We start from the raw sequence: 22,118 nt of genomic DNA, 5'->3' as shown, positions 1-22,118 counted from the left end.
CGGTCACTGCCGGCGCTTGCGGCGCTTTCCGCGCTCGGCCGCCGTTCGCGCCGCCTGCGACGCACGCCGGTGGCGCACCAGACTGAGGGCGGCGATCGCGGCGAACCCGAGCCCTCCCGGCATGCCCATCCAGGTGTTGAAGAAGGCGAGGGAGTCGTCGGTGCTGCCGTTGAGCGCGACGAACTCGGCCGGGTCGGCCGGGTCGAGCCACAGCCACATGTTCTCGCCGACCCGCGCGTCACCCTTGATCCATTGCTGGTACGAGTGCCCCTGGGCCTGGTAGGCGACCCGGATCTGCTCCGCCAACCGGCCGCTGCCGTCTTTGTGGTCGGTGACGGTGGCGATGACCTCGGTTCCGCCCGCCCGTAGCCGGTGCTGCTTGTCCAGATCGCCGAACTTCGTCATCGCCGTCATCGCGGCCAACACCGAACCGGCGAGCAGGACCAGCCACCACGCCACGATCCAGCGCGGTTTGAGCAGATCTCCCTCGGTCTTGGCCATCGCGTTCCCGTCCCCGTCACCCGTCGCGAGCCGGGACGCCTGACCTTGCCTGCCCCGTGCGGAGCAGGCTAGGTCAGCGTCGCAAGGTCGTGGGGGCACCTGGTCGCACCCGTCACAGCCGCAGCTCGCGGCCGGGCCAGCGGGAGCGCAGCCAGCGGTCGTGGCTGGCGACCACGATCGCGCCCGGTCCGGTGCCCAGCGCCTGCTCCAGCTCGTCGGCCAGGCGCGGCGACAGGTGGTTGGTCGGCTCGTCGAGCAGCAGCAGCTCCGGCGGGTTCGCCACCAGCAGCGCGAGGGCGAGCCGCCGACGCTGGCCGACCGAGAGGTCCCCGACCCGGGTGCCCTGGTCGCGCGGGGCGAGCAGGCCGAGCTCGCCCAGCGGCACGGCCTCGGCGCGGGCGGTGCCCAGCGTCAGCTCGTAGGTCTCCCGCGCGGTGCGGTCGGGCCGTGCGAACACGCTGTCCTGGGTGAGCAGCCCCACGGTCAGCCCGCGCCGCCGGTGCACCTCGCCCGCGGCGTCCAGCCGCCCGGCCAGCACCGCGAGCAGCGTCGACTTGCCCGCGCCGTTGGCTCCGGTGACCAGCAGCCGGTCCGTGGACGACAGGTCGAGCCGGTCCAGGGCGAGCCGGCCCGGCACGCGTACGTCGCGCAGCGACAGCAGGGTGCCGTCGGCCGACGTGCCCGCGAGCCGGGTCGCCCGGAAACGCAGCGGCTCCGGCGGGCGGCGCACCTGCTCGCGTTCCAGCTCGTCGAGGCGGCGGGAGGCGTTGCGGACCCGGCGCGAGATCTGGTTCTGCACCCGGCCGGTGGTGTGGCCGTAGCCCATCTTCTCGCTGTCGCGCTTGGCCCGGCCGGGCGCGACCTGGTGCGCGGTGACCGACACGGCCTGGCGCAGGTCGTCGAGCTCCTCCTGCTCCTGCTCGAAGCGGCGCTGCCAGCGGGCCCGCTCGGCCTGCTTCTCGGCCTGGTACGCGGTGTAGCCGCCGCCGTAGCGGGTCGGGCCGTCGACCGCGGGGTCGAGGTCGATCAGGTCGGTGCACACGGCGTCGAGGAACGCCCGGTCGTGGCTGGCGACCACGACCACCCCGGGCAGCCCGCGCAGCTGCTCCTCCAGGAACGCCGCCGCGGCGTCGTCGAGGTGGTTGGTCGGCTCGTCGAGCAGCAGCGCCGACGGCCGCCGGGCCAGCAGGGCGGCCAGCGCGAGCCGCCCGCGCTGCCCGCCGGACAGCGAGCCGAGTGAACGCTCGTGCGGGATGCCGCCCAGGCCGAGCCCGGCCAGGACGATCTCCGCGCGCCGGTCGGCGTCCCAGGCCTCGTGCTCCTGGGCCCGGTCCAGCCGCTCGCCGTACGCGGCGAGCAGGGCGGGATAGCCGTCGGAGTCGGGTGCGACCTCGGCCAGCTCGGCGGTGAGCCGGTCGAGTTCGGCGAGGTCCTCCCGGGCCTCGCGCAGGGCGTCGTCGATCACGTCGGCGACGGTCGCCGCGGCGTCGAACGGCATCTCCTGGTGCAGGAAGCCGAGGTCGTCCGGTCGGGTGACGGTGCCGGAGTCGGGCTCGTCGGTCCCGGCGAGCAGCCGCAGCAGGGTGGACTTGCCGACGCCGTTCTCACCGATCAGTCCGATCCGGTGACCGGGGGACGCGGTGAGACTGACGCCGTCGAGCACCCGGCGCGTGCCGAGGGTACGGACGAGGTCTTGGGCAAGCAGGGCGGAATAGGACATGGAACACCACCGACAAGATCGACTCTTCCGCCCGCCGGGCAGTGCCTCGGTCGCGGGCGCGGGAAGGTGTCAGTGGCTCACATCGCCGTCGACCATACGTCGGCCGCCGATGATCGGCAAACCGATATCGGGCGCGCGGCCGCTGGACGACCGGGGGGTTCCGGAGCTGTCGCAGGTCGCGTGCGGTCCCGGCAGCGGGCGAGCCATATCGTCCGCGACTGCCCTAGACTGCGCTGCCATGGACGCTCAGCTCGCCGATCCCCTCCTGGGCTCGCTCGTCGACGGGCGCTTCCGCATCCGCGGAAGCGTGGCGCGCGGTGGCATGACGACGGTGTACGCGGCGGTGGACGAGCGCCTCGGCCGTACCGTCGCGCTCAAGATGATCCACCCGCCGCAGCCGCGCCGGGGCCAGGCCGCGGCCTTCCACGCGGACCGGTTCGCCGAGGAGGCGACGGGGCTGGCCCGGCTGACCCACCCGAACGTGGTCGCGTTCTACGGCCAGGGCCTGCACGGCGGTGTGCCGTACCTGGTCACGGAGTTCGTCCGCGGGCGCACGCTGCGCGACATCCTCGACGAGCGCCGCCGGCTCACCTCGGCCGAGGCGCTCGCGGTGACCGAGCAGGTCCTGGCGGCGCTGGCCGCGGCGCACCGCACCAACCTGGTGCACCGCGCGGTCAAGCCGGAGAACATCATGCTGGCCGAGGCCCCCGGCGGCGGCCACGACCTGAGCGACGCCGTGGTCAAGGTGACCGACCTCGGGCTCGCCGACGCCGTCGAGGCCGGCGGGGCGGAGCCGTCGATCAGCGCCGCGTACGTCGCGCCGGAGTTCGTGGCCGACGGCCACGTCGACCCGCGCGGCGACGTCTACGGCGCCGGGATCCTGCTGTTCGAGCTGCTCACCGGCCGGGTGCCGTACCAGGGCGAGCGGCCCGTCGAGGTGGCCTGGCAACACGTCGAGCGCGACGTGCCGCCGCCGTCGCAGCTCGTGGGCGGGCTGCCGCCGGTGCTGGACGACCTCGTCGCCTCCGCCACCCGCCGCGCGCCGGGCGCGCGGTTCATGGACGCGGGCGCGATGCTGTCCGCGGTGCAGTCGGCCCGCCACGGTCTGGCCGACGCGACCACGCGGATGCGCCAGGTGGCGCAGGAGACGATGATGGTCGACCAGGTGCGGCCCGCCGACCGCCCGTCCTGGGCCCGGCTGCACGAGGAGCCCGCCGAGCCGCGTACGCGCACCATGACGGCGTCGGCCCCCTCGGTCGCGGGCCTGGTGGAGCAGGCCAAGCAGCACTACACGCGGCTGATGGGCGATCCGCGCGGGCGCATGGCGCTGATGGCCGGCGCGGTGGTGCTGGGCCTGCTGGTGCTGACCGGCGGCTACTACCTGGCCTTCGGCCGCTACGACACGGTGCCGCAGGTGACGAACCTGACCAGGGAGCAGGCCGAGTCCGCGCTGCGGGGCTTGGGCCTGGAGGTCGCCTACGCCAAGCCGCTGTACCGCGAGGACGTGCCCAAGGACGTCGTGCTGGTGCAGGACCCGCCGGCAGGCGAGGACGTGGTGAGCGGCGGCACGGTGACCCTTACCCTGTCGGCCGGTCCCGAGCGTTACGTGGTGCCCGACGTGTCCGGCGTGCCGTGGGACCAGGCGCTGGTCGATCTGCAGGCCGAACCGCTGAAGCTCAAGCCGGTGAAGGCCGGCGAGAAGTACAGCGACCTCGTCCCGAAGGGTTCGGTCCTGGAGACCGTGCCCAAGGCCGGCGAGGAGGTCGAGGTCGGGGCCGAGATCAAGGTGACGCTCAGCAAGGGCCGCGCCCCGGTGACCGTGCCGTCGGTCGAGGGCAAGCCGCTGGCCGAGGCCAGGTCGATCCTGGAGAACCTGGGCCTGCGGGTCGAGGTCGAGCAGGTCGACTCGGACAAGCCCTTCGAGACCGTGGTCAAGCAGACCCCGGCGCTGGGCACCGGGGTCGAGCGCAACACCGTGGTCAAGCTGCAGGTGAGCAACAACCCGCAGGGCGGCGCCATGCCGGACCTGAACAACTGGAACTGCCAGGACGCGGAGAACCACCTCACGGCGATGGGCCTGCGCGTCGATGTGCGCGGGGTCCGCGGGGACAAGCGCCAGTACCGGGTGGACCGGCAGCTCCCGGGTCCGGGCAGCCCGCTCCAGCCGGGTCAGCGGGTCGTGATCAGGTGCGAGCGCTGAGGCTCGCCCGGCCGCGGGGGCGGCCGGGCGGGGTCAGGCCGTGCGGCGGCGCACGATCCAGACCGCGGCGGCCGGCAGGACGGCCGCCAGGCCGAGGAACGCCGCCGCCTCGACCAGCTGCATCGACAGGAAGCTGCCCGCCGGGTGGTACTCGGTGTAGTGGCGCAGCCCGTGGTCGGCCAGGTAGCGCTCGATCGGGGTGCCCGCGCCGTAGACGGCGTCGCTGCCGCCGTACACCTCGCGGGTGATCGCGACCTCCTCCCGTTCGGTGAGCCGGTGGCCGGTGGCGTCGATCCAGCCGTCGGCGACGACCTACTCGGTGTCCGGCCGCCAGCCGGTGCCGGCGGCGACGCCGGGCTCGGTGACCCGGACCAGCGGGCTGAGCAGGTACGGCCGCACCGCCTCCTCCATGGGCAGCCGGACCGCCAGGTAGCAGGCCAGCGTCGCGCCCATGGCCGCGATGGTGCGTCGCAGCAGCGCCCCGGCCAGCACCCCGACCGCGAAGGCGAACATGGTCGCCCCGACCAGGCTCGGGGCGGCGACCACGAACGAGGTGGTACGCAGCCGGTGCCCGTCGATCGCGTCGAGCGGCCCGCGCCACCAGGTGAACAGTGCGGAAAGGACCAGCGCCAGTGCGGCGACGCCCGCGCCGACCAGGGCGAGCCGGTTCGCCAGCCAGCGGGTGCGGGTGACGCTCTGCGTGAACGCCAACCGCCACGTGCCCTGCTCGAACTCCCGGGCCAGCAGCGGCGGGCCCACGAAGACGCCCACGAGCGCGGGCAGCAGCGTTGCCCAGATGAACCGGTTGCCCCACTCGCTGTGCCGGTCGAGGAACGCGGCGACGAGCCGCCCGCAGCCGCTGCCGTCGGGGGCGGCGACACAGGCCGCGACGCCGTCGGCGGTGTACTCGGCGTGCATCGCCGCGCCGGTGACCAGCAGCGGGATGGCGACGCCGGCCAGCAGCAGCGCGGCGACGGCAGGTCGAGGGTGCAGTCGCGCAGTGCCCAGGTGCGCCGGCCTTAGCGTTTGCCCAGTCCGGCCAAGCGCAGCGCGGAATCGCCGGTCATGCCGCCTCCGCCCGCTGCGCGGTGTTCTCGTCGTCCAGCACCGTGGTGACCAGGGCGCGCACCTGCTCGGGCGCCAGACCGGCCTCGTGGGCGGAGCGGACCCAGGCGCGCAGCCGGGCCGCCAGTTTGAGGTGCACGGCGTGCGGCACCTGGTCGTCGTTGCCGATGACGAAGGTGCCCTGCCCGGCCCGGGGCGCGGCGAGCCCGGCGCGTTCGAGTTCGCGGTACGCCTTGGCGACCGTGTTCGGGTTGACGACCAGCGCGGCGGCGACCTCGCGTACGGTCGGCAGCTGCTCGCCGTCGACCAGGTAGCCGAGCAGGAGCCCGCGCCGCACCTGCTCGACGAGCTGCAGGTAGGTCGGCACCCCCGACCGGGAGTCAAGACGGAAGGCGAACACAGCACCACCTCGCACGACGCTTCTACTAGTGTACTAGTGCAATGGCACAAAGGAGATCATGACAGGCAAGCCGTGGGAAGCAACGCCGGATGGGCGCGGCCTAGGGGAGCTGGTCGGCGAGCACGAACCCGAGCACGCCCAGCAGCATCGCGCCGATGGCGGTCCAGAGGACGGCGGGGCCGTACCGCAGCTTGCGGATCGCCTCCCAGAACTGCACGTGGCGCACAAGTCGAGCGAACGGCTGGTGGCCGGTGGCCAGGAACAATGTACCCATCAGCAGCATGGAAACGCTCGTCAGCACGATCGCAGCGGTCATGGCGATCGAGGCCGCACCCACCTGTAGGTAGCGGGTGCCATCGTCGCGGACCGCGATGCGGTCGCCCCGCTGAGCCGTGTCGCTGGCCAGCTCGTGACCGGGGTCGGCGGTCGAGCCGTCGGCGGCCGCGAACCGGCCCCGGCATCGTCGCGTCTCTCGTCGGTCCTCGGGCTCGTGGTCGCCGTCGACGTAGTAGACGTCGACCCGGCAGTCGGCGACGGTCAGCGTGCCCGGCGTGCCGGCCAGGCCTACCGCGGTGGCGAGTGACTGCACGCCGAAGAAGCCGATGCCAAGGCCCAAGAGCATCACAGCGAGTCCGAAAGTGCGGCCTACCAGGCGAGATATGAACACAGTGGCGGACCCTGGGGCCGCCGGCCGATGATCAACCATCCTCCGGACCGGTACGACCACCCCCCGGTCGGTGGATCATCAGCGCCGGCCCGGTCTCAGCAGATCCGCGCCGATGGATGGAGAAGTGGTCTCCGTGTGCGGGCCAACCGGTCACACTGGACTGCCCGGCGGGCCATCGCGAGCCCGTGAACAGCGATGATGTCGTGTGCGGGTGCGTCGACCGGGATCGTCGGAATGACGACCGTCAACGGATAGGTGGCACCGCCGCATTCAGACTCCTGCCATGACACAGCGTGTGACATTCACGGTGCCGGTGGAAGCCCTGCAAGGGGCACCCGGCTCCGGCGACCGTTTCGTGTACTCCTACCGGTACGCGGCCCTGAGCAACACCGGCAGCAACGGCCGTCCCGTCCTCACCCGCGCGCAGTGGGTGTACCTGGCCAAGGCGGCCGGCCTCACCGGCGAGGCCACCGCCGAGTGGGCCGAGTGGCACGGCGGCTCGGGCAAGACCGTCGCCGCCTCCGCCCCGGTCACCCGGGCGGACGGGCCGGAGGGCGAGGCGACCATGCGGATGCGCCTGACCCACGGCGTGCCGGGTGTCGACCCGGCGGAGGCCGCCGTGCCGCTACCTCTGATGAAGCTGGCCAACCTGCTGCGCAAGGGCAACGAGCCGATCATCGTCGGTCCGGGCGGGGGCGCCGGTGGCACGGGCGGCACCGGCACGGGCGGCACCGGCACGGGCACCGGCGGCCCTAGCACCCACATGCCGCCGAAGGGCGACGGGACCCGCACCGGCACGGTGCTGGACCGCACCCCCGAGCAGGTACTGCTCGACCTGGCCCGGTCGGAGATCGGCCTGCTGTTCCTGGACCGCACCCGGCTGCGCCCGGCCGGTTTCGTGGTCGGCGAGCACCTGCACACCATGGGCCTGGCCCCGGCCGAGGAGGTGGTGCTGGAGCAGCGCTCGTTCGTGCAGCGCGACGTCCTGTCCGAGTCCAGCTCGGAGACCGAGGGCAACACCGAGAGCGAGCAGTCGTCGTCGACGACCATCGACCACGCCGAGGTGATCGCCGGTTCGCTGACCACGACCCGCACCGACGGCTTCACGGCCGGCGGCACGGTCGGCTTCGAGTACGGCATCAAGGCCCAGGTCAACGGCGGGGTGTCGGACACCACGACGCAGGCCGACAATGACACCCGCACCGACTCGGTCAAGGAGGTCGCCGCCCGGACCTCGAAGAACGTGGCCAAGATGCGCGACGTGCACAAGACCGTGTTCCGGGTGTCGGAGTCGGACCGCTTCGAGCGGGCGGCCCGCCGCACGATCCGCAATCCCAACCAGTTCACCCCGATCGACCTGCACTTCTACAAGGTGCTCCAGCGGATGCGGTTCTCCCACGAGCGGTTCGGGGTGCGGTTGTGCTGGACGCCGTTCGTCCGGGACCCCGCCGGCGACTTCTACGCCGCCGAGAGCGCGATGCGCGAGCAGCTGCTCAAGGCGGCCCGGGACTCGGTCCCGGCGGCGGTGCTGCCCCCGCAGCCGAACATCGCCGAGGTGCCCGGCGCGCGGCTGGTCGGGCTCGACCCGCCGCTGACCGAGCTGACGCAGTGGGGCGGCTGGCCGGGCAGCGACATGAGCGCCGACTACACCCTGCCGATCAACGTGCCCCGCGGGATGAAGTGGGACGGCGACATCGCGAGCCTGCAGGGCAGCCTGCGTTCGACGATGACCGGCGCGTCGCGCGGGTACGGCGTGTACACCGTCGGCGACCCCTGGGAGGTCATGAACTCGGCGGGGGACCGTACCGTCTTCCAGATCGTCCACTGCGGCGCGGGCTGGCGGCTGACCGGCTCGTCGCAGATCTGGGTGTCGCTGTCGGCCCGGGTCATTCCGGACGCCACGTCGCTCAGCCAGGCGCAGGCCGAGGCGGCCGCGGCGTGGGAGGCGCAGTGCGCGGTCCTGATCGCCCAGCGGGCGGCGAAGGTGGCCGCCGCCGAGGCGGTCGCGCTGGCCGAGTTCGAGGCGTGGCGGATCGCGCACCGGGCGAGCCTGAACCCGGCGCAGGAGCTGATGCGCCGGTTCATCAACGCCATGTTCCCGGCCGACGCCCGCGACGAGATCGCCGAGCTGGACGTCTGGGAGCAGGTCTTCGACTGGGAACTGGCCGCGGCGCGGACCTACTCCGGCACCTGGAGCGGCGACGGCAGCCTGCGCGACCCGGTCCGCCCGGCCGGCGACTTCGTCAACGCCTCCTGGGCGCGGCTGTTCCTGCCGGTGCGCACCGGATACGAGGAGATCGCGCTGCGCTGGATCTTCCTGCGCTCGCAGCAGGGCACCGGCCCGGCGGGCATCGAGGACCTGGTCCGCAAGGTGCTCAAGGAGCTGGCCGACTGGCGGGTGACCCACCTGGGCGGCCCGTCGGAGGTCGAGCTGGTCCCGGGCAACCCGTGCCCGGAGGTGGTGCAGAAGCACGTGTGCCTGGGCACCTGGTCGGAGGACCTGCCGACCGACGGGGTGCACACCGAGGTGACGCTGGCCGGCACCACCGCGGCCGACCCGTTCACCGAGAGCGTGGCCCAGGGCGAGGCGGGCCGCACCGCGGCGGTGTCGGCCGCGCTGCTGGCCCAGGGCAAGGTGAGCGAGGCGGTGGCGGCCGGCAATCTGACGGCGGCAGAAGTGGCGGTGCACCTGACCGAGCCGCGGCCGTGACCGGCCTGTCCGGACAGCTCAGCGCCGCCGACCAGGCGGCGCTGGGCACGGGCCTGATCCAGGCGGTGACCGCGCAGGCGCCCCGGTCGGCGGGCGTCGCCGACGTCGCGGCGTACCTGCGGATGGTCAGCGCCCCGACGTATCCGCTGCCGGCCACGGCCGGCTTCGTGGACGGCTTCGCCGACGGCTTCCTGGAGGGCGCCGCCGCCTGGAAGCAGGACCTGCAGGCGATGTTCAAGCTGGTCGGGGTCGGGGTCACGGTGAGCCTGGCCGAGTTCTTCGTCCGTCCGATCGTCGAGGAGGTGCCGCAAGGGCTGTCCCCGCAGGTCAAGGCGGAGCTGGAGACGCTGCGGGCGATGCAGCGCATGGGCGCGGTGTTCCGCTGGCTCGACCAGGTGGGGCCGGTCGAGGCGGCGAAAGCGCTGCGCGACATCATCCCCGACGCCGAGGACATCGCCACCATGATCGGCCGGGCCGGCCTGGAGTGGTGGTCCGAGCAGGTGCGCACCGCCCCCGACGCCGCAGCGTCCGGTCGGCACCTGGGCCGCCTGGTCGGCCGGATCGCGCTCGAACTGATCCGGGCGTTCTGCGAACCGGACAGCTTCGCCATCGGCGAGGCCCTCGAGGTGTCCTACGAGGAGGCCGCGCCGTGAGCAAGGTGGTGGCACTGATCCGGCTCGGGCACGGCACCAAGTTCGCCCGCGGCGTCAAGCGGCTCAGCCTGCAGATCTTCGGCAAGGAGGTGGTGCGGTACGAGATCCGGGCCGCGCCGAAGGCGCTCGCCGCCGCGAGCATGCGCGACCTGGAGCGTTTGGTCAAACTGATCACCGGAGCCGTGGTGGCCGAGGCGCTCAAGCTCTACGACCGCTTCCTGTCCCGCTTCCCGACCATCCTCACCGGGGTGGAGCGGGCCACCTTCGCCGACATCGTCGCCCAGGCGATGGGCCGCGGCGAGATGAGCCCGCAGTCGCTGCGCGGCCTGATCGTGGAACGGCTGGCCCGCTCGCTGCCCGAGCTGGAGGACATGATGTCCGCCCTGGACAAGGTACGGGTGCGGGCCTCGGCGAAGCTGTCGAAGAAGTGGGGCAAGGTGCAGCTGGTCGGCGGGGTGACCGACGGCCAGGGCAAGCAGCTCGGCGACCTGCTGGCGATCTCGGTGCATCCGGACGGCCGGGTCTGGGTGCTGGCCGTGTTCGAGTCCAAGTCGATCTCCAACCTGGACGACCTGACCCGGCTGAAGGAACTGCCGGTGGGCCAGCACCTGTGGGACTACGTACGGGCCAAGGGGCACGGGTTGATGATCGACGGCCGGCACTTCAAGCCGGAGAAGGTGGTGCTGGAACCCGTCCCGGTCGGGGCCCGCACCGGCGGCGCGGCGGTGGTCGGGCCGAAGGACGCGGCCCAGCGGCTGGCCGAGATGGACGGCTACTACACCCAGTTCATCGGATTCGCGCCCAAGGAGATGTCGAACAACCAGGCGCTGCGCATCTCCGCCCAGGGCATCCAGCTCGAACTGTGGCGCTGGCCGTTCGACCTGACCGAGTACGGCAAATTCCAGCAGGCCCTCATCGACGCCCTCGACGCCCGCCTCAAATAACCCCTGGCAGAAGGAAGGGCACCTTCTTAACGGACGTCCGTGTAGAAGGTGCCCTTCCTTTCCTTCGGGAGGGGAGGGGGGCGGTAGGGTGGGGGAGGCATGACGAAGATCCTGATCGTGGACGACGAGCCGCAGATCCTGCGGGCGTTGCGGATCAACCTGAAGGCCCGTGGCTACGACGTGGAAACCGCCGCCGACGGCGCCGGGGCGCTGCGGGTGGCCGGGGCGGTGCATCCCGATGTGGTCGTGCTGGACCTGGGCCTGCCCGACATGGACGGCGTCGACGTGATCCGCGGTCTGCGCGGCTGGTCGGCCGCGCCGATCATCGTGCTGTCCGGGCGCACCGGCAGCGAGGACAAGGTGCACGCGCTCGACGCCGGGGCCGACGACTACGTCACGAAGCCGTTCGGCGTGGACGAACTGCTGGCCCGGATCCGGGCGGTGACCCGCCGGCACACCGCCGCGCCGGAGGCGCAGAGCACGGTGCGCATCGGCCGGCACACCGTGGACGTCGGCAACCACCAGGTGCGCCGGCTTGGCGACGGCGGCGACGTGCGGCTGACCCCCACCGAGTGGCACCTGCTCGGCGTGCTGGTGCGTTACCCGGGGAAGCTGGTCGGCCAGCGGCAGCTGCTGCAGGAGGTCTGGGGGCCGCAGTACGCCACGGAGACCAACTACCTGCGCCAGTACATGGCCCAGCTGCGGCGCAAGCTCGAGGACGACGCGGCCCACCCACGCCAGCTGCTCACCGAGCCCGGCATGGGTTACCGGTTCGTGCCGTACGACGCCCCCGCCCAGGGGGGATGATCCGGTCATGGCACGCGGACAGCTGCGCATCTACCTGGGCGCCGCGCCGGGCGTGGGCAAGACCTACGCCGTACTGGAGGAGGCCCAGCGCCGCCGCGGCCGGGGCACCGACATCGTGATCGGCTTCGTCGAGACCCACGGCCGCCAGCACACCGCCGAGATGCTCGACGGGCTGGAGGTCGTGCCCCGCCGGTCGGTGGACTACCGCGGCGCGGCGTTCACCGAGATGGACGTCGACGCGGTGCTGGCCCGCGCGCCGCAGGTCGCCGTCGTCGACGAGCTGGCCCACACCAACGTTCCCGGCAGCCGCAACGCCAAGCGCTGGCAGGACGTCCAGGAGCTGCTCGACGCCGGCATCAACGTGCTGTCGACGGTCAACATCCAGCACCTGGAGTCCCTCAACGACGTCGTCGAGCAGATCACCGGCATCGTCCAGCGCGAGACGGTCCCCGACCAGGTGGTGCGCCAGGCAGACCAGGTCGAGCTGATCGACATGACGCCGGAGGCGCTGCGGCGGCGGATGGCCCACGGCAACGTGTACCAACCCGACAAGATCGATGCCGCGCTGGGCAACTACTTCCGGGTCGGCAACCTCACCGCGCTACGCGAGCTGGCGCTGCTCTGGCTGGCCGACAAGGTCGACGAGCAGCTCGACCGGTACCGGGCCGACCACGACATCGCCAAGCAGTGGGAGACCCGGGAACGGGTCGTCGTCGCGGTCACCGGCGGACCCGAGGGCGAGACCCTGATCCGCCGCGCCGCCCGGATCGCGGGCCGGAGCAAGGGCGCCGACCTGCTGGCCCTGCACGTGGCCCGCTCCGACGGGCTGGCCGGGGCCGACCCCGCGCTGCTGGCCAAGCACCGGGTGCTGGTGGAGAGCCTCGGCGGCACGTACCACCAGGTCGCGGGCGCGGACGTGCCGCAGGCGCTGCTCGATTTCGCCCGCGGCGTCAACGCCACCCAGCTGGTGCTCGGCGCGAGCCGCCGCGGCCGACTGGCGCAGCTGCTCTCGCCCGGGGTCGGGGTGACCACCACGGCGCTGTCCGGCGCGATCGACGTGCACCTCGTGCCGCACGAACGGATCGGCCGGGGCAGGCTTCCCGCCCTGGGTGGGGTCTCGGCGCTGTCGCCGGCCCGGCGGCTGAGCGGTTTCGCGCTCGCCGTGTTCGGCCTGCCGCTGCTGACCCTGCTGCTGCGCACCCTGGGCGAGGACCTGTCGCTGGCCAGCGACATCCTGCTGTTCCTGGCCATGGTGATCGTGGTCGCGCTGGTCGGCGGCCTGTGGCCCGCGCTGCTGGCGGCGGTCGCCGGCTCGCTGCTGCTGAACTTCTTCTTCACTCCGCCGCTGCGCACGTTCAACGTCGCCAACCGGGAGAACGTGCTCGCGCTGGCCGTGTTCATCCTGGTCGGGGTCGCGGTCAGCGCGGTGGTGGACCTGGCGGCCCGCCGCACCCGCGAAGCCGCCCGCGCCTCGGCCGACGCCGGCACGCTGGCCACCGTCGCGGGCAGCGTGCTGCGCGGCGCGAGCCCGCTGCAGGCACTGCTGGAGAACCTGCGCGAGACCTTCCAGCTCGACGCGGTCACCGTGCTGGAGCGGCGCGACGACGTGCCGCCCGCGCCCGACTGCCAGGGCGATCCCAGCGCCTGGCGGGTGGCCGCCACGGTCGGCGGGCAGCCCTGTGTCACGCCGGCGCAGGGCGACACCGCGGTCGCCGTCGACGACCAGGTCACCCTGGTGCTGCGTGGTCCGGTGCCCGCGGCCGCCGATAGGCGGATCATCGAGGCGTTCGCCGCTCAGGCCGCGATCGCGCTGCGCCAGGAGCGGCTGGCCGCCGAGGCCGCCAAGGCCAAGCCGCTGGCCGAGGCCGACAAGATGCGCACGGCGCTGCTCGCCGCGGTCAGCCACGACCTGCGTACGCCGCTGGCCTCGGCCGTCGCCGCCGTGGAGGGTCTGCGCAGCGACGACGTGGCGTTCAGCGACGAGGACCGGCGCGAGTTGCTGGCCACCGCCGCCGAGTCGCTGGACCGGCTGTCCCGGCTGGTCGCGAACCTGCTGGACATGAGCCGGCTGCAGGCGGGGGCGCTGGGCGTGGCCGCCGTCGACGTCTGGCTCGACGAGGCGGTGCCCACGGCCCTGGACGAGCTGGGCGCGCCGGGCCGGGCGGTGCGGGTGCGCATCCCGGACGACCTGTCTGCCGTACGCGCCGATCCGGGCCTGCTGCAGCGGGTGCTGGTGAACGTCGTCAGCAACGCCCTGCGGTTCAGCCCGCCGGACCGCCCGCCGCTGGTCACCGCGAGCGAGCACGGCGAGCTGGTCGAGCTGCGTGTGATCGACCACGGGCCGGGCATCCCCGAGGAGCAGCGCGACCAGGTGTTCCTGCCGTTCCAGCGGCTCGGCGACCGCAACAACGAGAGCGGCGTCGGCCTCGGCCTGGCCCTGTCCCGGGGCCTGGTCGAGGCGATGGGCGGCACGCTGCTGCCCGAGACGACCCCCGGCGGCGGCCTGACGATGGTGCTCAACCTGCTGGCGGTGCCGCCCCCGGCGGGCCTGACCTCGGCCGAGGCGGCCGCGGCCGACCGCGCCTTCGCCGAGGGTCTGCACGGCCCGGCCGACGGCGGCCGCACCGGTGACACGGCGGAACCGACCCGGCAGGACCGGTGACGGTTTCGGGTCGTCCGCTGTCGTACCGCTGTGGTGGGGTGTCGGCCATGGGAGTGCTGACCGACTACTTCCGGGCGGCGGATGACGCCGCCGCGGTGAAGCTGATCGAGGACAACGACGGGAGCCCGGGGCCGTTCAGCGACGGCACCGCGCTGGACCTGCTCTATTTCAAGGGCCTCGACGCCGACGTCACGCTGGGCAAGCTGGTGAGTCTCGCGCGTGGTGTCGAGTGGACCGTCGACACCGTCGACAGTCACCTGCTGTGGAGTGCGGAGGAGACCGGTCCCTGGCTGGCGTCCGTCGACGACGCCACCCGCGACACCCTGGCCGGAATCGCACCGGATCGTCTGCTCGAACTGTCGGCGCGCTGGCAGCGGATCGAGGAGATCGACTCCGACGGGCCGGACGACGACTACGTGCCGACCATCGAGGCGCTGCAGGGCCTGGCCCAGCGGGCCCGTGACGCGGGCGAGCACCTGTACTACTGGATCTGCGTGTGAGCGGTCGCCCGCCGGCCCGGTGACCTCAGCCGGCCGGCCTGCGCAGCACGGTTACCGCGAAGTCGGCGTCGTCACGCCAGGGCCGCAGATCCCAGGTGGCGAAGCGGTGCTCCACGAGCAGCCCGGCGTCGGCCGCGTGGGCGTCGAAGTCGGCCACGGCGTACCCGCGTCCGGTGCCGAAGCCGACCACCACGGGTCCGCCGGGTCGTACGTGCACGCCGACCCGGCGCAGCACCTCGGCCTCGGTGTCCGGCGCGAGGTAGAGCATGACGTTGCCGGCCAGGATCGCGGCGTCGAACAGCCGCCGCTGCCCGCCCGCCGTCAGGTCGAGTTCGGTGAGGTCGCCCACGAGCCACTCGATCTCGGGGAAGTCCTCGCGCGCCGCCGCGATCAGCGTCTCGTCGGCGTCCACGCCGAGCACCGTGTGCCCGCGTACGGCCAGCGCCGCGCCGACCCGGCCGCTGCCGCAGCCCGCGTCGAGCACGGCCGACCGGGGCGCGATGACCGCGTCGAGCAGCCGCGCCTCACCGGCGAGGTCGTGGCCTTCGGCCGCCATCGTGCGGAAGCGGTCGGCCATCCGCTGGGCGTGGCCGCTTTCGGTGTCCGTCTCCCACCGCGTCCGCCGTGCCATGGCCGTCCCCTCCTCGCTGTCATTGCCACCCTGCCAGGCCGCGGCGTCGACGCGGAATCGGCCCCCGCCGGATCAGTCGCCGGAGAAGCCCCAGAAGTAGATCTCCGAGGGCTGCCCGTGCGCGTCGTGCAGGACAGCGCAGCGCCCGACCCAGCGCTGGTCGGCGAGACCGTCGATGGCGTCGACGTGCTCGCGGGTGAGGCGGTCGGTCCCGGCGCGGGCGAGCGCCTCGGCGCTGCTCACCGGCAGGACCATCAGGTGTTCGGGATCCGCGCCCTCGGCCAGTACGCCGAACATGTCGATGATCGAGTGTGTGCCCGACTCCTGCACCCACTCGTCGCGCCAGAGCTCGTCCATGGTGCGGGGCCGGTTGTCGTGAGCGGCTGCCGACGTGCCGAACCCGCCGCGCGCCCACCAGTAGTCGCCCTCGGCGAACATCTGCTCGCGCAGTGCGTCGAGTGCCGCTTCGAGATCTGGCTGATACGGCACGTAGTAGCTCCAGCCGGATGCGCCCACGGTCCCTCCCGTCATCGGATCTTCTCGGCGGAACTCTAGCGGCGGCGGCCGCCGCCGGCTGACCTCGATCGGCCGGCGCGTGGCGGTGTCAGGGCGAGGATTCGCGCCGGCGGGCCTTGTGTTCGGCCCACTGGTCCAGCAGGGAGGGCATGTTGTCCTGCACCCACTGGTAGAAGTCGCGCATCCCGGCCAGCTTCGCCCCGGCCGGCGTGTGCTCCCCGCCGGCCGCGACGACGGCCTGGCCCGCGGCGTCGCTGATCGTCTTGAGCAGGGTCATCTTGGCGACGGTCACCTCATACCAGGAGTCGTCGACCATGCGGTAGCGGTCGCGGCGCGAGCCCGGCACCGGTTCGCGGGCGACCATGTGCAGCTGGACCAGGTAGCGCAGCGCGCCGGAGACACCCGCGGCGCTGACCCCGAGGCGTTCGCCCAGCTCGGCTGCGGTCAGGGCGCGCTCGTCGGCGGCCATGAGGGTGAACACCACGCGGCCGGCCATCCGCGGGAAACCCCAGTCGGCCAGGGTCCGGGCCATGTACTCGACGAAGTTGCGCATCGCCTGCTCGTCGCGCTGCGGCGGGGAGTGTGCCACGTGACCTCCGTCAAAATTTCGTCAAGACTGCAGCTTTCGTACTTTCACAAACTTGTGAAATGAGTGTAGCGTCCAAAACATGGACAACGCCATTTCAGTGGTCGGCCTGACCAAGAGTTTCGGCCAGGCCAAGGCCCTCGACGGCCTGGATCTGACTGTCGCACGCGGCGAGGTGCACGGCTTCCTCGGTCCGAACGGCGCCGGCAAGACCACCACGATCCGCATCCTGCTCGGCCTGCTCCGGGCCGACGGAGGCACCGCCACGCTGCTCGGCGGCGACCCCTGGCGCGACGCCGTCGCGCTGCACCGCCGCCTGGCCTACGTGCCCGGCGACGTCACTCTCTGGCCCAACCTCTCCGGCGGCGAGGTCATCGACCTGCTCGGCCGCCTGCGCGGCGGCCTCAACGCCGCCAAGCGCAAGGACCTGCTGGAACGCTTCGACCTCGACCCGAGAAAGAAGGGCCGCGCCTACTCCAAGGGCAACCGGCAGAAGGTCGGGCTCATCGCCGCGCTCGCCTCCGACGTCGAGCTGCTGCTGCTCGACGAGCCGACCTCGGGCCTGGACCCGCTGATGGAGGAGGTCTTCCGGCAGGTCGTCGCCGAGGAGACCCGCAACGGCCGCACCGTCCTGCTGTCCAGCCACATCCTGTCCGAGGTCGAGGCGCTGTGCGACCGGGTCAGCATCATCCGGCAGGGCCGCACCGTGGAGACCGGCACCCTGGCCGAGCTGCGCCACCTGACCCGCACCCACATCACCGCCGAGCTGGCCACCCCGCCGAACGGCCTGGCCCAGCTGCCCGGGGTGCACGATCTGAAGACCGACGGGGCCACCGTGCGTTTCCAGGTCGACCAGGCCGAGCTCGACGCCGTGCTGCGCCAGCTCACCACCCATGGCGTACGCGGCCTGGTCAGCCAGCCGCCGACGCTGGAGGAGCTGTTCCTGCGCCACTACGAGACGGAGCCGGTGCGATGACCTCCCTCACCGGAACCGGCACCCTGGTCCGGCTGATCCTGCGCCGCGACCGGGTGCTGATGCCGATCTGGATGCTGTGCATGGCCCTGCTGCCGCTGGGCCTGGCCTCCGGCACGGCGAGCCTCTACCCGACCGACGCCGGCCGTCAGGGCTACATCGACTCCCTGGCCGCCAGCCCGATGCTGCTGCTGTTCTACGGCCAGAAGCCGGCCGAGCCCAGCCTCGGCGCGCTGATCTTCTGGCGGTCCGCCACCGGCATCGTCATCATGGGCCTGATCGGCCTGCTGGTCGTGATCCGGCACACCCGGGTCGAGGAGGAGGCCGGTCGCCGGGAGCTGCTCGGCTCCGCCGTCGTCGGCCGCCACGCGGCGCTGACCGCAGCGGTGCTCACCGTGTCCGGCGCGAGCCTGGTCGTCGGCGTGCTGGTGGCGCTCGGCATGATCAGCCAGCAGACCCCGGCCTCGGGCGCGTTCGCGATGGGCTTCGCGTGGGCGTTCGCGGGCATCCTGTACGCCGGCGTCGGCGCGCTCGCCGCCCAGCTCACCACCGGTGCGGGCACCGCCCGGGGCATCGCCGGCGCGGTGCTCGGCCTCGACTTCCTGCTGCGCGGCGTCGGCGACGTCAGCGGGGGCGGCCTGACCTGGCTGGCCTGGGCCACCCCGCTGAGCTGGGTGTACAAGGTGCACGCCTACACCGACGACCGCTGGTGGCTGTTCGCGCTGTGCGCTGCCGTCGCGGTGGTGCTGGCGTACGCGGCGCTGCGCCTGTCGGCCCGGCGCGACCTCGGCGCGGGCCTGCTGCCGCCGCGGCTCGGCCCGGCCACGGCCTCCGCCTCGTTGAGCAGCCCGTTCGGCCTGGCCTGGCGGCTGCACCGCGGTTCGCTGCTCGGCTGGACGATCGGGCTCGGCGTCGTCGGTGGCGTCCTGTTCGGCGGCGTCGCCAAGACGGCGAGCAGCCTGCTGGAAGGCAACGGCCAGCTCACCGAGATCATGGAGCGCATCGGCGGCAAGTCGGTGGCCTCCGACATCTTCGTCGGCGGCTCGCTCGGCATCGGCGCGATCGCGGTGGCCGCGTACGGCATCTCGGCCGCGCTGCGGATGCGCACCGAGGAGGCGGCCCTGCGCAGCGAGCCCGTGTTGAGCGCCGGGGTCGGCCGGCTGCGCTGGGCGGCCGGGCACCTGACGTTCGCGCTGCTCGGCCCGACCCTGGTCATGGCGGCCACCGGCCTGTTCGCGGGCCTGGTGTACGGGGCCAGCACCGGGGAGATCGGCCGCCAGGTGCCCCGGGTCATCGGCGCCGCGCTGGTGCAGATGCCCGCGGTGTGGCTGCTGACCGGCCTGACCGTGGCCGCGTACGGGCTGCTGCCGCGGCTGTCGCCCGCCGTCGGCTGGGTGGCGCTGTCGCTGTGCGTGCTGCTCGGCCAGGTCGGCGCGGCACTGCAACTCGACCAGCTCGTGCTGGACGTGTCCCCGTTCACGCACATCCCGCACCTGCCCGGCCCGGCCGCCGTCCCGGCGACCCCGCTACTGGTGTTGACCGCGCTCGCCGCCGCCCTCACCGCCGCGGGCCTGGCCGCCCTCCGCAACCGCGACATCCCCGTCACCTGACCCCGTCCACCCCACTCCGCCACCCCACCCACCCGTCCATCCACCCAACCCACTCCGTCCGTCCCGTCCGCCCCGTCCGCCCCGTCCGCAATAGACGTTGGCCTATCACATCGAAAAATCGCGTCTCGGATTCGATGTGATAGGCCAACGTCGATTAAAGAACGGGTGCGCGGGCGTCGGTGGAGCGGCGCGCGTGCCGCAGCCGTTCAGTACCGGGCCTGCTCGCGGTAGGGCTTGACCGAGGCGGGAACCGGCGTGGCGTCGGTGTCGACGTAGCGCAGCGTGAACGCGCCGCTGTAACCGAACACGGGGCCGAACCACGGGTTGACCACGCGCACGTCGATGCGGAAGACCTCGGCCGCGTCGTCGTAGCGTTCGTGGACCTCGGCGACCGCGGTGGCGGCCGGGGGCAGCGCGGTGTCGATCCCGGGACCGCGGAAGCGCATCTGCCCGCTGCGCAGTCGCAGGCCGCCCTGGTCGTCGACGCTCAGGTGCAGGTCGGCGGCGATGTGCTGGTGGGTGCCGAGGTAGTCGACGATGACCTCGCGGTGCGGGTCCCAGACCATCGTGGCGTCGAAGCGGCGACGCCGCCGGGGCAACTCGAAGGTGCGGACGAAGGTGAGGGTCTCGCGGCCGTAGGAGTCGGGGTAGGCGTAGTTCTCGATGGTGAAGGGCACGTTGCGGCCCTGCTCCGGGAACATGATGTTGCGCATGGTGCCCAGCGCCAGGAACGGCCGGGTGTACGCCGGCCCGCGCCAGATGCGGTCCATGACGCCGTGGCCGACGCAGCCGCGCCCGTCGGTGCTGGTGAAACCGAAGCGCTCCCGCAGACGGGGGTGCAGGCGGTCGAAGTCGTCACCGAGTGCGGTGTGGAACAGCGAGTTCACAGTGTCTCCAAGAGGGACGGGGCGCGGCCGGCGGTCCGGTCGGACGGGGTGCGTAGGCAGCGGCGGGCGGACGGCGCGCCCCAGCGGGGGAGCAGCCGCAGCGGGGAGCGGTGCGGTGGCACGCCGTCCTCCAGCCAGATGCGCAGACGGTCGAAGGACCAGGCGGTTGCCCAGCCCATCAGCGGTCGCAGCACGAAGCGGTCGAGCAGGGCGAAGCGCGGCGTGTAGTCGTAGCCGGTGAGGAAGCGCACCCCGGTGGGGGTCGGCACGTACCGCCAGTAGCCGGCTCCGGTCATCAGCCAGGAGTGGAAGCGCAGCGCCGAGGTGCGCGTGCCGTCCGGGCGGGTCCGCTCGCCCGCCGTCACGCCGACACCTGCCAGCACGAGGCCGGGCGCGAGGCGAGTCGCGTAGCGGAATCGCTGCGGGCTGGTCCCGGGCAGGTACTCGATGGTGGTGAACCGGGCATCCCAACGCTGGTGCAGCGCCGGGTCCTGGGTGGACGCCCACACCCTGTCGAGGTCGGCGCGGATGTGGACCTCGACGTACAGCTGCCGTCCCATCAGTTCCCACCCCTCCCGAAACCGGAGTTGAGCGATCGCTCAAACAGACTGTACGACTGTTTGAGCGATCGCTCAAGGGGTGATTTCCGGGGTCGCTCAGCGCAGCGAGGCCGCGTACGCGGCGGGCGACACCCCGATCGCGGCCGTCACCTCGCGGACCAGGTGCGCCTGGTCGCTGTAGCCCAGCTCCGCGGCGACCGCCGCCCAGTCCACTTCGCCCTCGGCGAGCTCGATCGCCCCGTGCACCCGGTAGCGCAGGATCACCTGCTTCGCGCCTATCCCCACGTACTCGGTGAACAGGCGCTGCAGCGAGCGCACCGACAAACCCGCCTGCTGCGCGAGTTCCTCGACCCGGCGCAGCCCGCGGTCGTGGCGGACCCGGTCCACCAGCCGCATCGCGAGCCGCACCGACTCGTCGAGGTCCGGCCGCAGGCCCAGCAGCAGCTCGTCGAAGACCGCGGCCGCGACCTCGTCCGTCGCCGCGGCGGCCAGCCGGTCACCGGGGTCGGCCACCGGCAGCACCCGCGCCAGCGGCACCCGCCGGCCGGTCAGCTCCGCCGGTGAGCGGCGGGAGAACGCCCGGAACGCGCCGGGCCGGAACTGCACGCCGCGGACCCAGCCCCGCTCCGTCAGCTTGATCGAGAACAGCTCGCGGGCGGCACCGGACACCTCCGCGGCGACCGGGTCGTTCAGGGTCGGGCGCAGCACGACGAGGTTGACCGCCGGGTGACCGACGACGTGCTGCTCGAACGGCTGGTCCAGGTCCCAGTCGATGAACCAGTAGTGCTCGACCAGCTCGGCCAGCTCGACGGCGGGGGCGAGCCGCCGGAACCGCACCTGCCGCAGCAGCGCGGCCGGGTCGACGATGCCCCGGGTGTCCCGGCGTGGCTGTCGCATTTGTTCAAGACCTCCCCGCGCGCCGCTGGTTAGCGTGGCCGGATGACCACGATCTCGAAACTACTGCGCGAGTCCGCCGACGTGGCCGTGCCCGTGCTCCAGGGTGTCACCGACGACCAGCTCGACACCGCCACGCCGTGCGCCGAGTTCCGGGTCGGCGACCTGGTCAACCACCTGTTCCAGGTCGTCGTCAACTTCCAGGCCCTGGCCCGCCGCGAGCCCGTGGACTTCTCCGGCACCCCGAACGTGCTCGGCACGGACTGGCGTGCCCGCTTCGCGACCGAGACGGAAAAGCTGATCGCCGCCTGGTCGGACGAGTCGGCGCTGGAGGGTGTATCGCCCGGCATGGGGCTGCCGCAGCCCGCCGTGGGCCGGATGGCGCTGCTCGACCTGACCCTGCACCCGTGGGACCTGGCGGTGGCGACGGGGCGGCCGTACGCGCCGAGCCAGGCGGCGGTAGAGGAGCTGCTGGTGATGGTCGACGAGATGGGGCCGATGGCCCGGGAGTGGAAGGTCTTCGGCGAACCCGTGCCGACGGCCGCCGACGCGGACCCGTTCACGCGCCTGCTCGGCCAGGCAGGGCGCGACCCGGGCTGGCGGCGTCCGTGACGTACGCGGCCGCACCCGGG

The 22,118-nt window shown here is 72.8% G+C and carries 22 protein-coding genes; 10 read left to right on the top strand and 12 right to left on the bottom strand.

What is annotated here, in order from left to right:
- Window positions 1–3: 3 nt before the first annotated feature.
- Complete coding sequence (locus AB0B66_RS24555) at window positions 4–501, bottom strand: hypothetical protein (RefSeq protein WP_360534188.1); 498 nt, start codon at window positions 499–501, stop codon at window positions 4–6.
- 112 nt (window positions 502–613) lie between these two features.
- The gene (locus tag AB0B66_RS24550; protein ID WP_360534186.1) at window positions 614–2,221 is read right to left on the bottom strand and encodes an ABC-F family ATP-binding cassette domain-containing protein; all 1,608 of its coding nucleotides are present in this window, start codon (window positions 2,219–2,221) and stop codon (window positions 614–616) included.
- A gap of 238 nt (window positions 2,222–2,459) precedes the next feature.
- Here AB0B66_RS24550 and AB0B66_RS24545 point away from each other — a divergent pair, with 238 nt between their 5' ends.
- Window positions 2,460–4,421 carry a PASTA domain-containing protein gene (locus tag AB0B66_RS24545; RefSeq protein ID WP_360534184.1) on the top strand — a complete coding sequence of 654 codons (1,962 nt, stop codon included), beginning with the start codon at window positions 2,460–2,462 and terminating at the stop codon, window positions 4,419–4,421.
- 33 nt (window positions 4,422–4,454) lie between these two features.
- On the opposite strand, the gene AB0B66_RS24540 is transcribed toward AB0B66_RS24545, so the two are convergent.
- The 4 genes from AB0B66_RS24540 to AB0B66_RS24525 form a co-directional block, all read right to left on the bottom strand.
- Complete coding sequence (locus tag AB0B66_RS24540; RefSeq protein WP_360534182.1) at window positions 4,455–4,658, bottom strand: hypothetical protein; 204 nt, start codon at window positions 4,656–4,658, stop codon at window positions 4,455–4,457.
- A 75-nt stretch (window positions 4,659–4,733) separates the two neighbouring features.
- Window positions 4,734–5,339: a hypothetical protein gene (locus AB0B66_RS24535; protein ID WP_360534180.1), complete on the bottom strand. Its 606-nt coding sequence runs from the start codon at window positions 5,337–5,339 to the stop codon at window positions 4,734–4,736.
- Between the two features lie 145 nt (window positions 5,340–5,484).
- Entirely contained in the window at window positions 5,485–5,886 is a 402-nt protein-coding gene (locus AB0B66_RS24530; RefSeq protein ID WP_360534178.1) for a GntR family transcriptional regulator, read from the bottom strand.
- 100 nt (window positions 5,887–5,986) lie between these two features.
- Window positions 5,987–6,508 carry a hypothetical protein gene (locus AB0B66_RS24525; RefSeq protein WP_360534176.1) on the bottom strand — a complete coding sequence of 174 codons (522 nt, stop codon included), beginning with the start codon at window positions 6,506–6,508 and terminating at the stop codon, window positions 5,987–5,989.
- 328 nt (window positions 6,509–6,836) lie between these two features.
- On the opposite strand from AB0B66_RS24525, the gene AB0B66_RS24520 reads away from it, so the two are divergent.
- The 6 genes from AB0B66_RS24520 (at window position 6,837) to AB0B66_RS24495 (ending at window position 14,829) form a co-directional block, all read left to right on the top strand.
- The gene (locus AB0B66_RS24520) at window positions 6,837–9,263 is read left to right on the top strand and encodes a hypothetical protein (RefSeq protein WP_360534174.1); all 2,427 of its coding nucleotides are present in this window, start codon (window positions 6,837–6,839) and stop codon (window positions 9,261–9,263) included.
- Window positions 9,260–9,916 carry a hypothetical protein gene (locus tag AB0B66_RS24515; RefSeq protein ID WP_360534172.1) on the top strand — a complete coding sequence of 219 codons (657 nt, stop codon included), beginning with the start codon at window positions 9,260–9,262 and terminating at the stop codon, window positions 9,914–9,916. The genes AB0B66_RS24520 and AB0B66_RS24515 overlap by 4 nt, the downstream gene beginning before the upstream one ends.
- Window positions 9,913–10,860 (top strand): hypothetical protein, encoded by a 948-nt coding sequence (locus tag AB0B66_RS24510; RefSeq protein WP_360534170.1) that lies wholly within the window; start codon window positions 9,913–9,915, stop codon window positions 10,858–10,860. Before AB0B66_RS24515 ends, AB0B66_RS24510 begins: the two co-directional genes overlap by 4 nt.
- 99 nt (window positions 10,861–10,959) lie before the next feature.
- On the top strand, window positions 10,960–11,667 hold the full coding sequence (locus AB0B66_RS24505) for a response regulator (protein ID WP_360534168.1): 708 nt from the start codon (window positions 10,960–10,962) through the stop codon (window positions 11,665–11,667).
- 7 nt (window positions 11,668–11,674) lie between these two features.
- Window positions 11,675–14,329: a sensor histidine kinase KdpD gene (locus AB0B66_RS24500; RefSeq protein WP_360534166.1), complete on the top strand. Its 2,655-nt coding sequence runs from the start codon at window positions 11,675–11,677 to the stop codon at window positions 14,327–14,329.
- Between the two features lie 47 nt (window positions 14,330–14,376).
- Entirely contained in the window at window positions 14,377–14,829 is a 453-nt protein-coding gene (locus AB0B66_RS24495; RefSeq protein WP_360534164.1) for a hypothetical protein, read from the top strand.
- Between the two features lie 25 nt (window positions 14,830–14,854).
- Here AB0B66_RS24495 and AB0B66_RS24490 read toward each other — a convergent pair whose 3' ends face one another.
- From AB0B66_RS24490 to AB0B66_RS24480, 3 genes are all read right to left on the bottom strand, one after another.
- The gene (locus tag AB0B66_RS24490; protein WP_360534162.1) at window positions 14,855–15,460 is read right to left on the bottom strand and encodes a methyltransferase domain-containing protein; all 606 of its coding nucleotides are present in this window, start codon (window positions 15,458–15,460) and stop codon (window positions 14,855–14,857) included.
- Window positions 15,461–15,532: 72 nt separating this feature from the next.
- Complete coding sequence (locus tag AB0B66_RS24485) at window positions 15,533–15,991, bottom strand: hypothetical protein (protein ID WP_360534160.1); 459 nt, start codon at window positions 15,989–15,991, stop codon at window positions 15,533–15,535.
- 73 nt (window positions 15,992–16,064) lie between these two features.
- Complete coding sequence (locus tag AB0B66_RS24480) at window positions 16,065–16,565, bottom strand: MarR family transcriptional regulator (protein ID WP_360534158.1); 501 nt, start codon at window positions 16,563–16,565, stop codon at window positions 16,065–16,067.
- A 79-nt stretch (window positions 16,566–16,644) separates the two neighbouring features.
- Between AB0B66_RS24480 and AB0B66_RS24475 the strand changes: the two genes are divergently transcribed.
- Both AB0B66_RS24475 and AB0B66_RS24470 read left to right on the top strand, forming a co-directional pair.
- The gene (locus tag AB0B66_RS24475; protein WP_203692342.1) at window positions 16,645–17,538 is read left to right on the top strand and encodes an ABC transporter ATP-binding protein; all 894 of its coding nucleotides are present in this window, start codon (window positions 16,645–16,647) and stop codon (window positions 17,536–17,538) included.
- Window positions 17,535–19,145, top strand: a complete 1,611-nt coding sequence (locus AB0B66_RS24470; protein ID WP_360534156.1) for an ABC transporter permease — start codon at window positions 17,535–17,537, stop codon at window positions 19,143–19,145. Before AB0B66_RS24475 ends, AB0B66_RS24470 begins: the two co-directional genes overlap by 4 nt.
- Before the next feature lie 206 nt (window positions 19,146–19,351).
- Here AB0B66_RS24470 and AB0B66_RS24465 read toward each other — a convergent pair whose 3' ends face one another.
- The 3 genes from AB0B66_RS24465 to AB0B66_RS24455 all read right to left on the bottom strand — a co-directional run bounded on the left by AB0B66_RS24465 (window position 19,352) and on the right by AB0B66_RS24455 (window position 21,489).
- Window positions 19,352–20,032 carry a DUF4166 domain-containing protein gene (locus tag AB0B66_RS24465; protein ID WP_360534154.1) on the bottom strand — a complete coding sequence of 227 codons (681 nt, stop codon included), beginning with the start codon at window positions 20,030–20,032 and terminating at the stop codon, window positions 19,352–19,354.
- Window positions 20,029–20,592, bottom strand: coding sequence for an SRPBCC family protein (locus AB0B66_RS24460; protein ID WP_360534152.1), 564 nt, complete (start codon window positions 20,590–20,592; stop codon window positions 20,029–20,031). Before AB0B66_RS24460 ends, AB0B66_RS24465 begins: the two co-directional genes overlap by 4 nt.
- Before the next feature lie 96 nt (window positions 20,593–20,688).
- The gene (locus AB0B66_RS24455) at window positions 20,689–21,489 is read right to left on the bottom strand and encodes an AraC family transcriptional regulator (protein WP_360534150.1); all 801 of its coding nucleotides are present in this window, start codon (window positions 21,487–21,489) and stop codon (window positions 20,689–20,691) included.
- Between the two features lie 42 nt (window positions 21,490–21,531).
- Here AB0B66_RS24455 and AB0B66_RS24450 point away from each other — a divergent pair, with 42 nt between their 5' ends.
- Complete coding sequence (locus tag AB0B66_RS24450) at window positions 21,532–22,098, top strand: TIGR03086 family metal-binding protein (RefSeq protein ID WP_360534148.1); 567 nt, start codon at window positions 21,532–21,534, stop codon at window positions 22,096–22,098.
- Window positions 22,099–22,118 lie beyond the last annotated feature (20 nt).

The organism is Catellatospora sp. NPDC049111, assembly GCF_040648615.1.
Taxonomy (GTDB): Bacteria; Actinomycetota; Actinomycetes; order Mycobacteriales; family Micromonosporaceae; genus Catellatospora; species Catellatospora aurea.
The sequence above is the reverse complement of the archived record's forward strand: the minus strand, read 5'-3'. Positions and strand labels throughout refer to the sequence as shown.

Excerpts from the sequence above, each read along its gene's own strand:
- AB0B66_RS24455 (WP_360534150.1), bottom strand. The coding sequence starts at position 21,489 with ATGCGACAGCCACGCCGGGACACCCGGGGCATCGTCGACCCGGCCGCG.
- AB0B66_RS24535 (WP_360534180.1), bottom strand. The coding sequence starts at position 5,339 with ATGCACGCCGAGTACACCGCCGACGGCGTCGCGGCCTGTGTCGCCGCC.
- AB0B66_RS24520 (WP_360534174.1), top strand. The coding sequence starts at position 6,837 with ATGACACAGCGTGTGACATTCACGGTGCCGGTGGAAGCCCTGCAAGGG.
- AB0B66_RS24485 (WP_360534160.1), bottom strand. The coding sequence starts at position 15,991 with ATGACGGGAGGGACCGTGGGCGCATCCGGCTGGAGCTACTACGTGCCG.
- AB0B66_RS24550 (WP_360534186.1), bottom strand. The coding sequence starts at position 2,221 with ATGTCCTATTCCGCCCTGCTTGCCCAAGACCTCGTCCGTACCCTCGGC.
- AB0B66_RS24470 (WP_360534156.1), top strand. The coding sequence starts at position 17,535 with ATGACCTCCCTCACCGGAACCGGCACCCTGGTCCGGCTGATCCTGCGC.
- AB0B66_RS24490 (WP_360534162.1), bottom strand. The coding sequence starts at position 15,460 with ATGGCACGGCGGACGCGGTGGGAGACGGACACCGAAAGCGGCCACGCC.
- AB0B66_RS24555 (WP_360534188.1), bottom strand. The coding sequence starts at position 501 with ATGGCCAAGACCGAGGGAGATCTGCTCAAACCGCGCTGGATCGTGGCG.
- AB0B66_RS24545 (WP_360534184.1), top strand. The coding sequence starts at position 2,460 with ATGGACGCTCAGCTCGCCGATCCCCTCCTGGGCTCGCTCGTCGACGGG.
- AB0B66_RS24460 (WP_360534152.1), bottom strand. The coding sequence starts at position 20,592 with ATGGGACGGCAGCTGTACGTCGAGGTCCACATCCGCGCCGACCTCGAC.
- AB0B66_RS24500 (WP_360534166.1), top strand. The coding sequence starts at position 11,675 with ATGGCACGCGGACAGCTGCGCATCTACCTGGGCGCCGCGCCGGGCGTG.
- AB0B66_RS24525 (WP_360534176.1), bottom strand. The coding sequence starts at position 6,508 with ATGCTCTTGGGCCTTGGCATCGGCTTCTTCGGCGTGCAGTCACTCGCC.
- AB0B66_RS24505 (WP_360534168.1), top strand. The coding sequence starts at position 10,960 with ATGACGAAGATCCTGATCGTGGACGACGAGCCGCAGATCCTGCGGGCG.
- AB0B66_RS24450 (WP_360534148.1), top strand. The coding sequence starts at position 21,532 with ATGACCACGATCTCGAAACTACTGCGCGAGTCCGCCGACGTGGCCGTG.
- AB0B66_RS24495 (WP_360534164.1), top strand. The coding sequence starts at position 14,377 with ATGGGAGTGCTGACCGACTACTTCCGGGCGGCGGATGACGCCGCCGCG.
- AB0B66_RS24475 (WP_203692342.1), top strand. The coding sequence starts at position 16,645 with ATGGACAACGCCATTTCAGTGGTCGGCCTGACCAAGAGTTTCGGCCAG.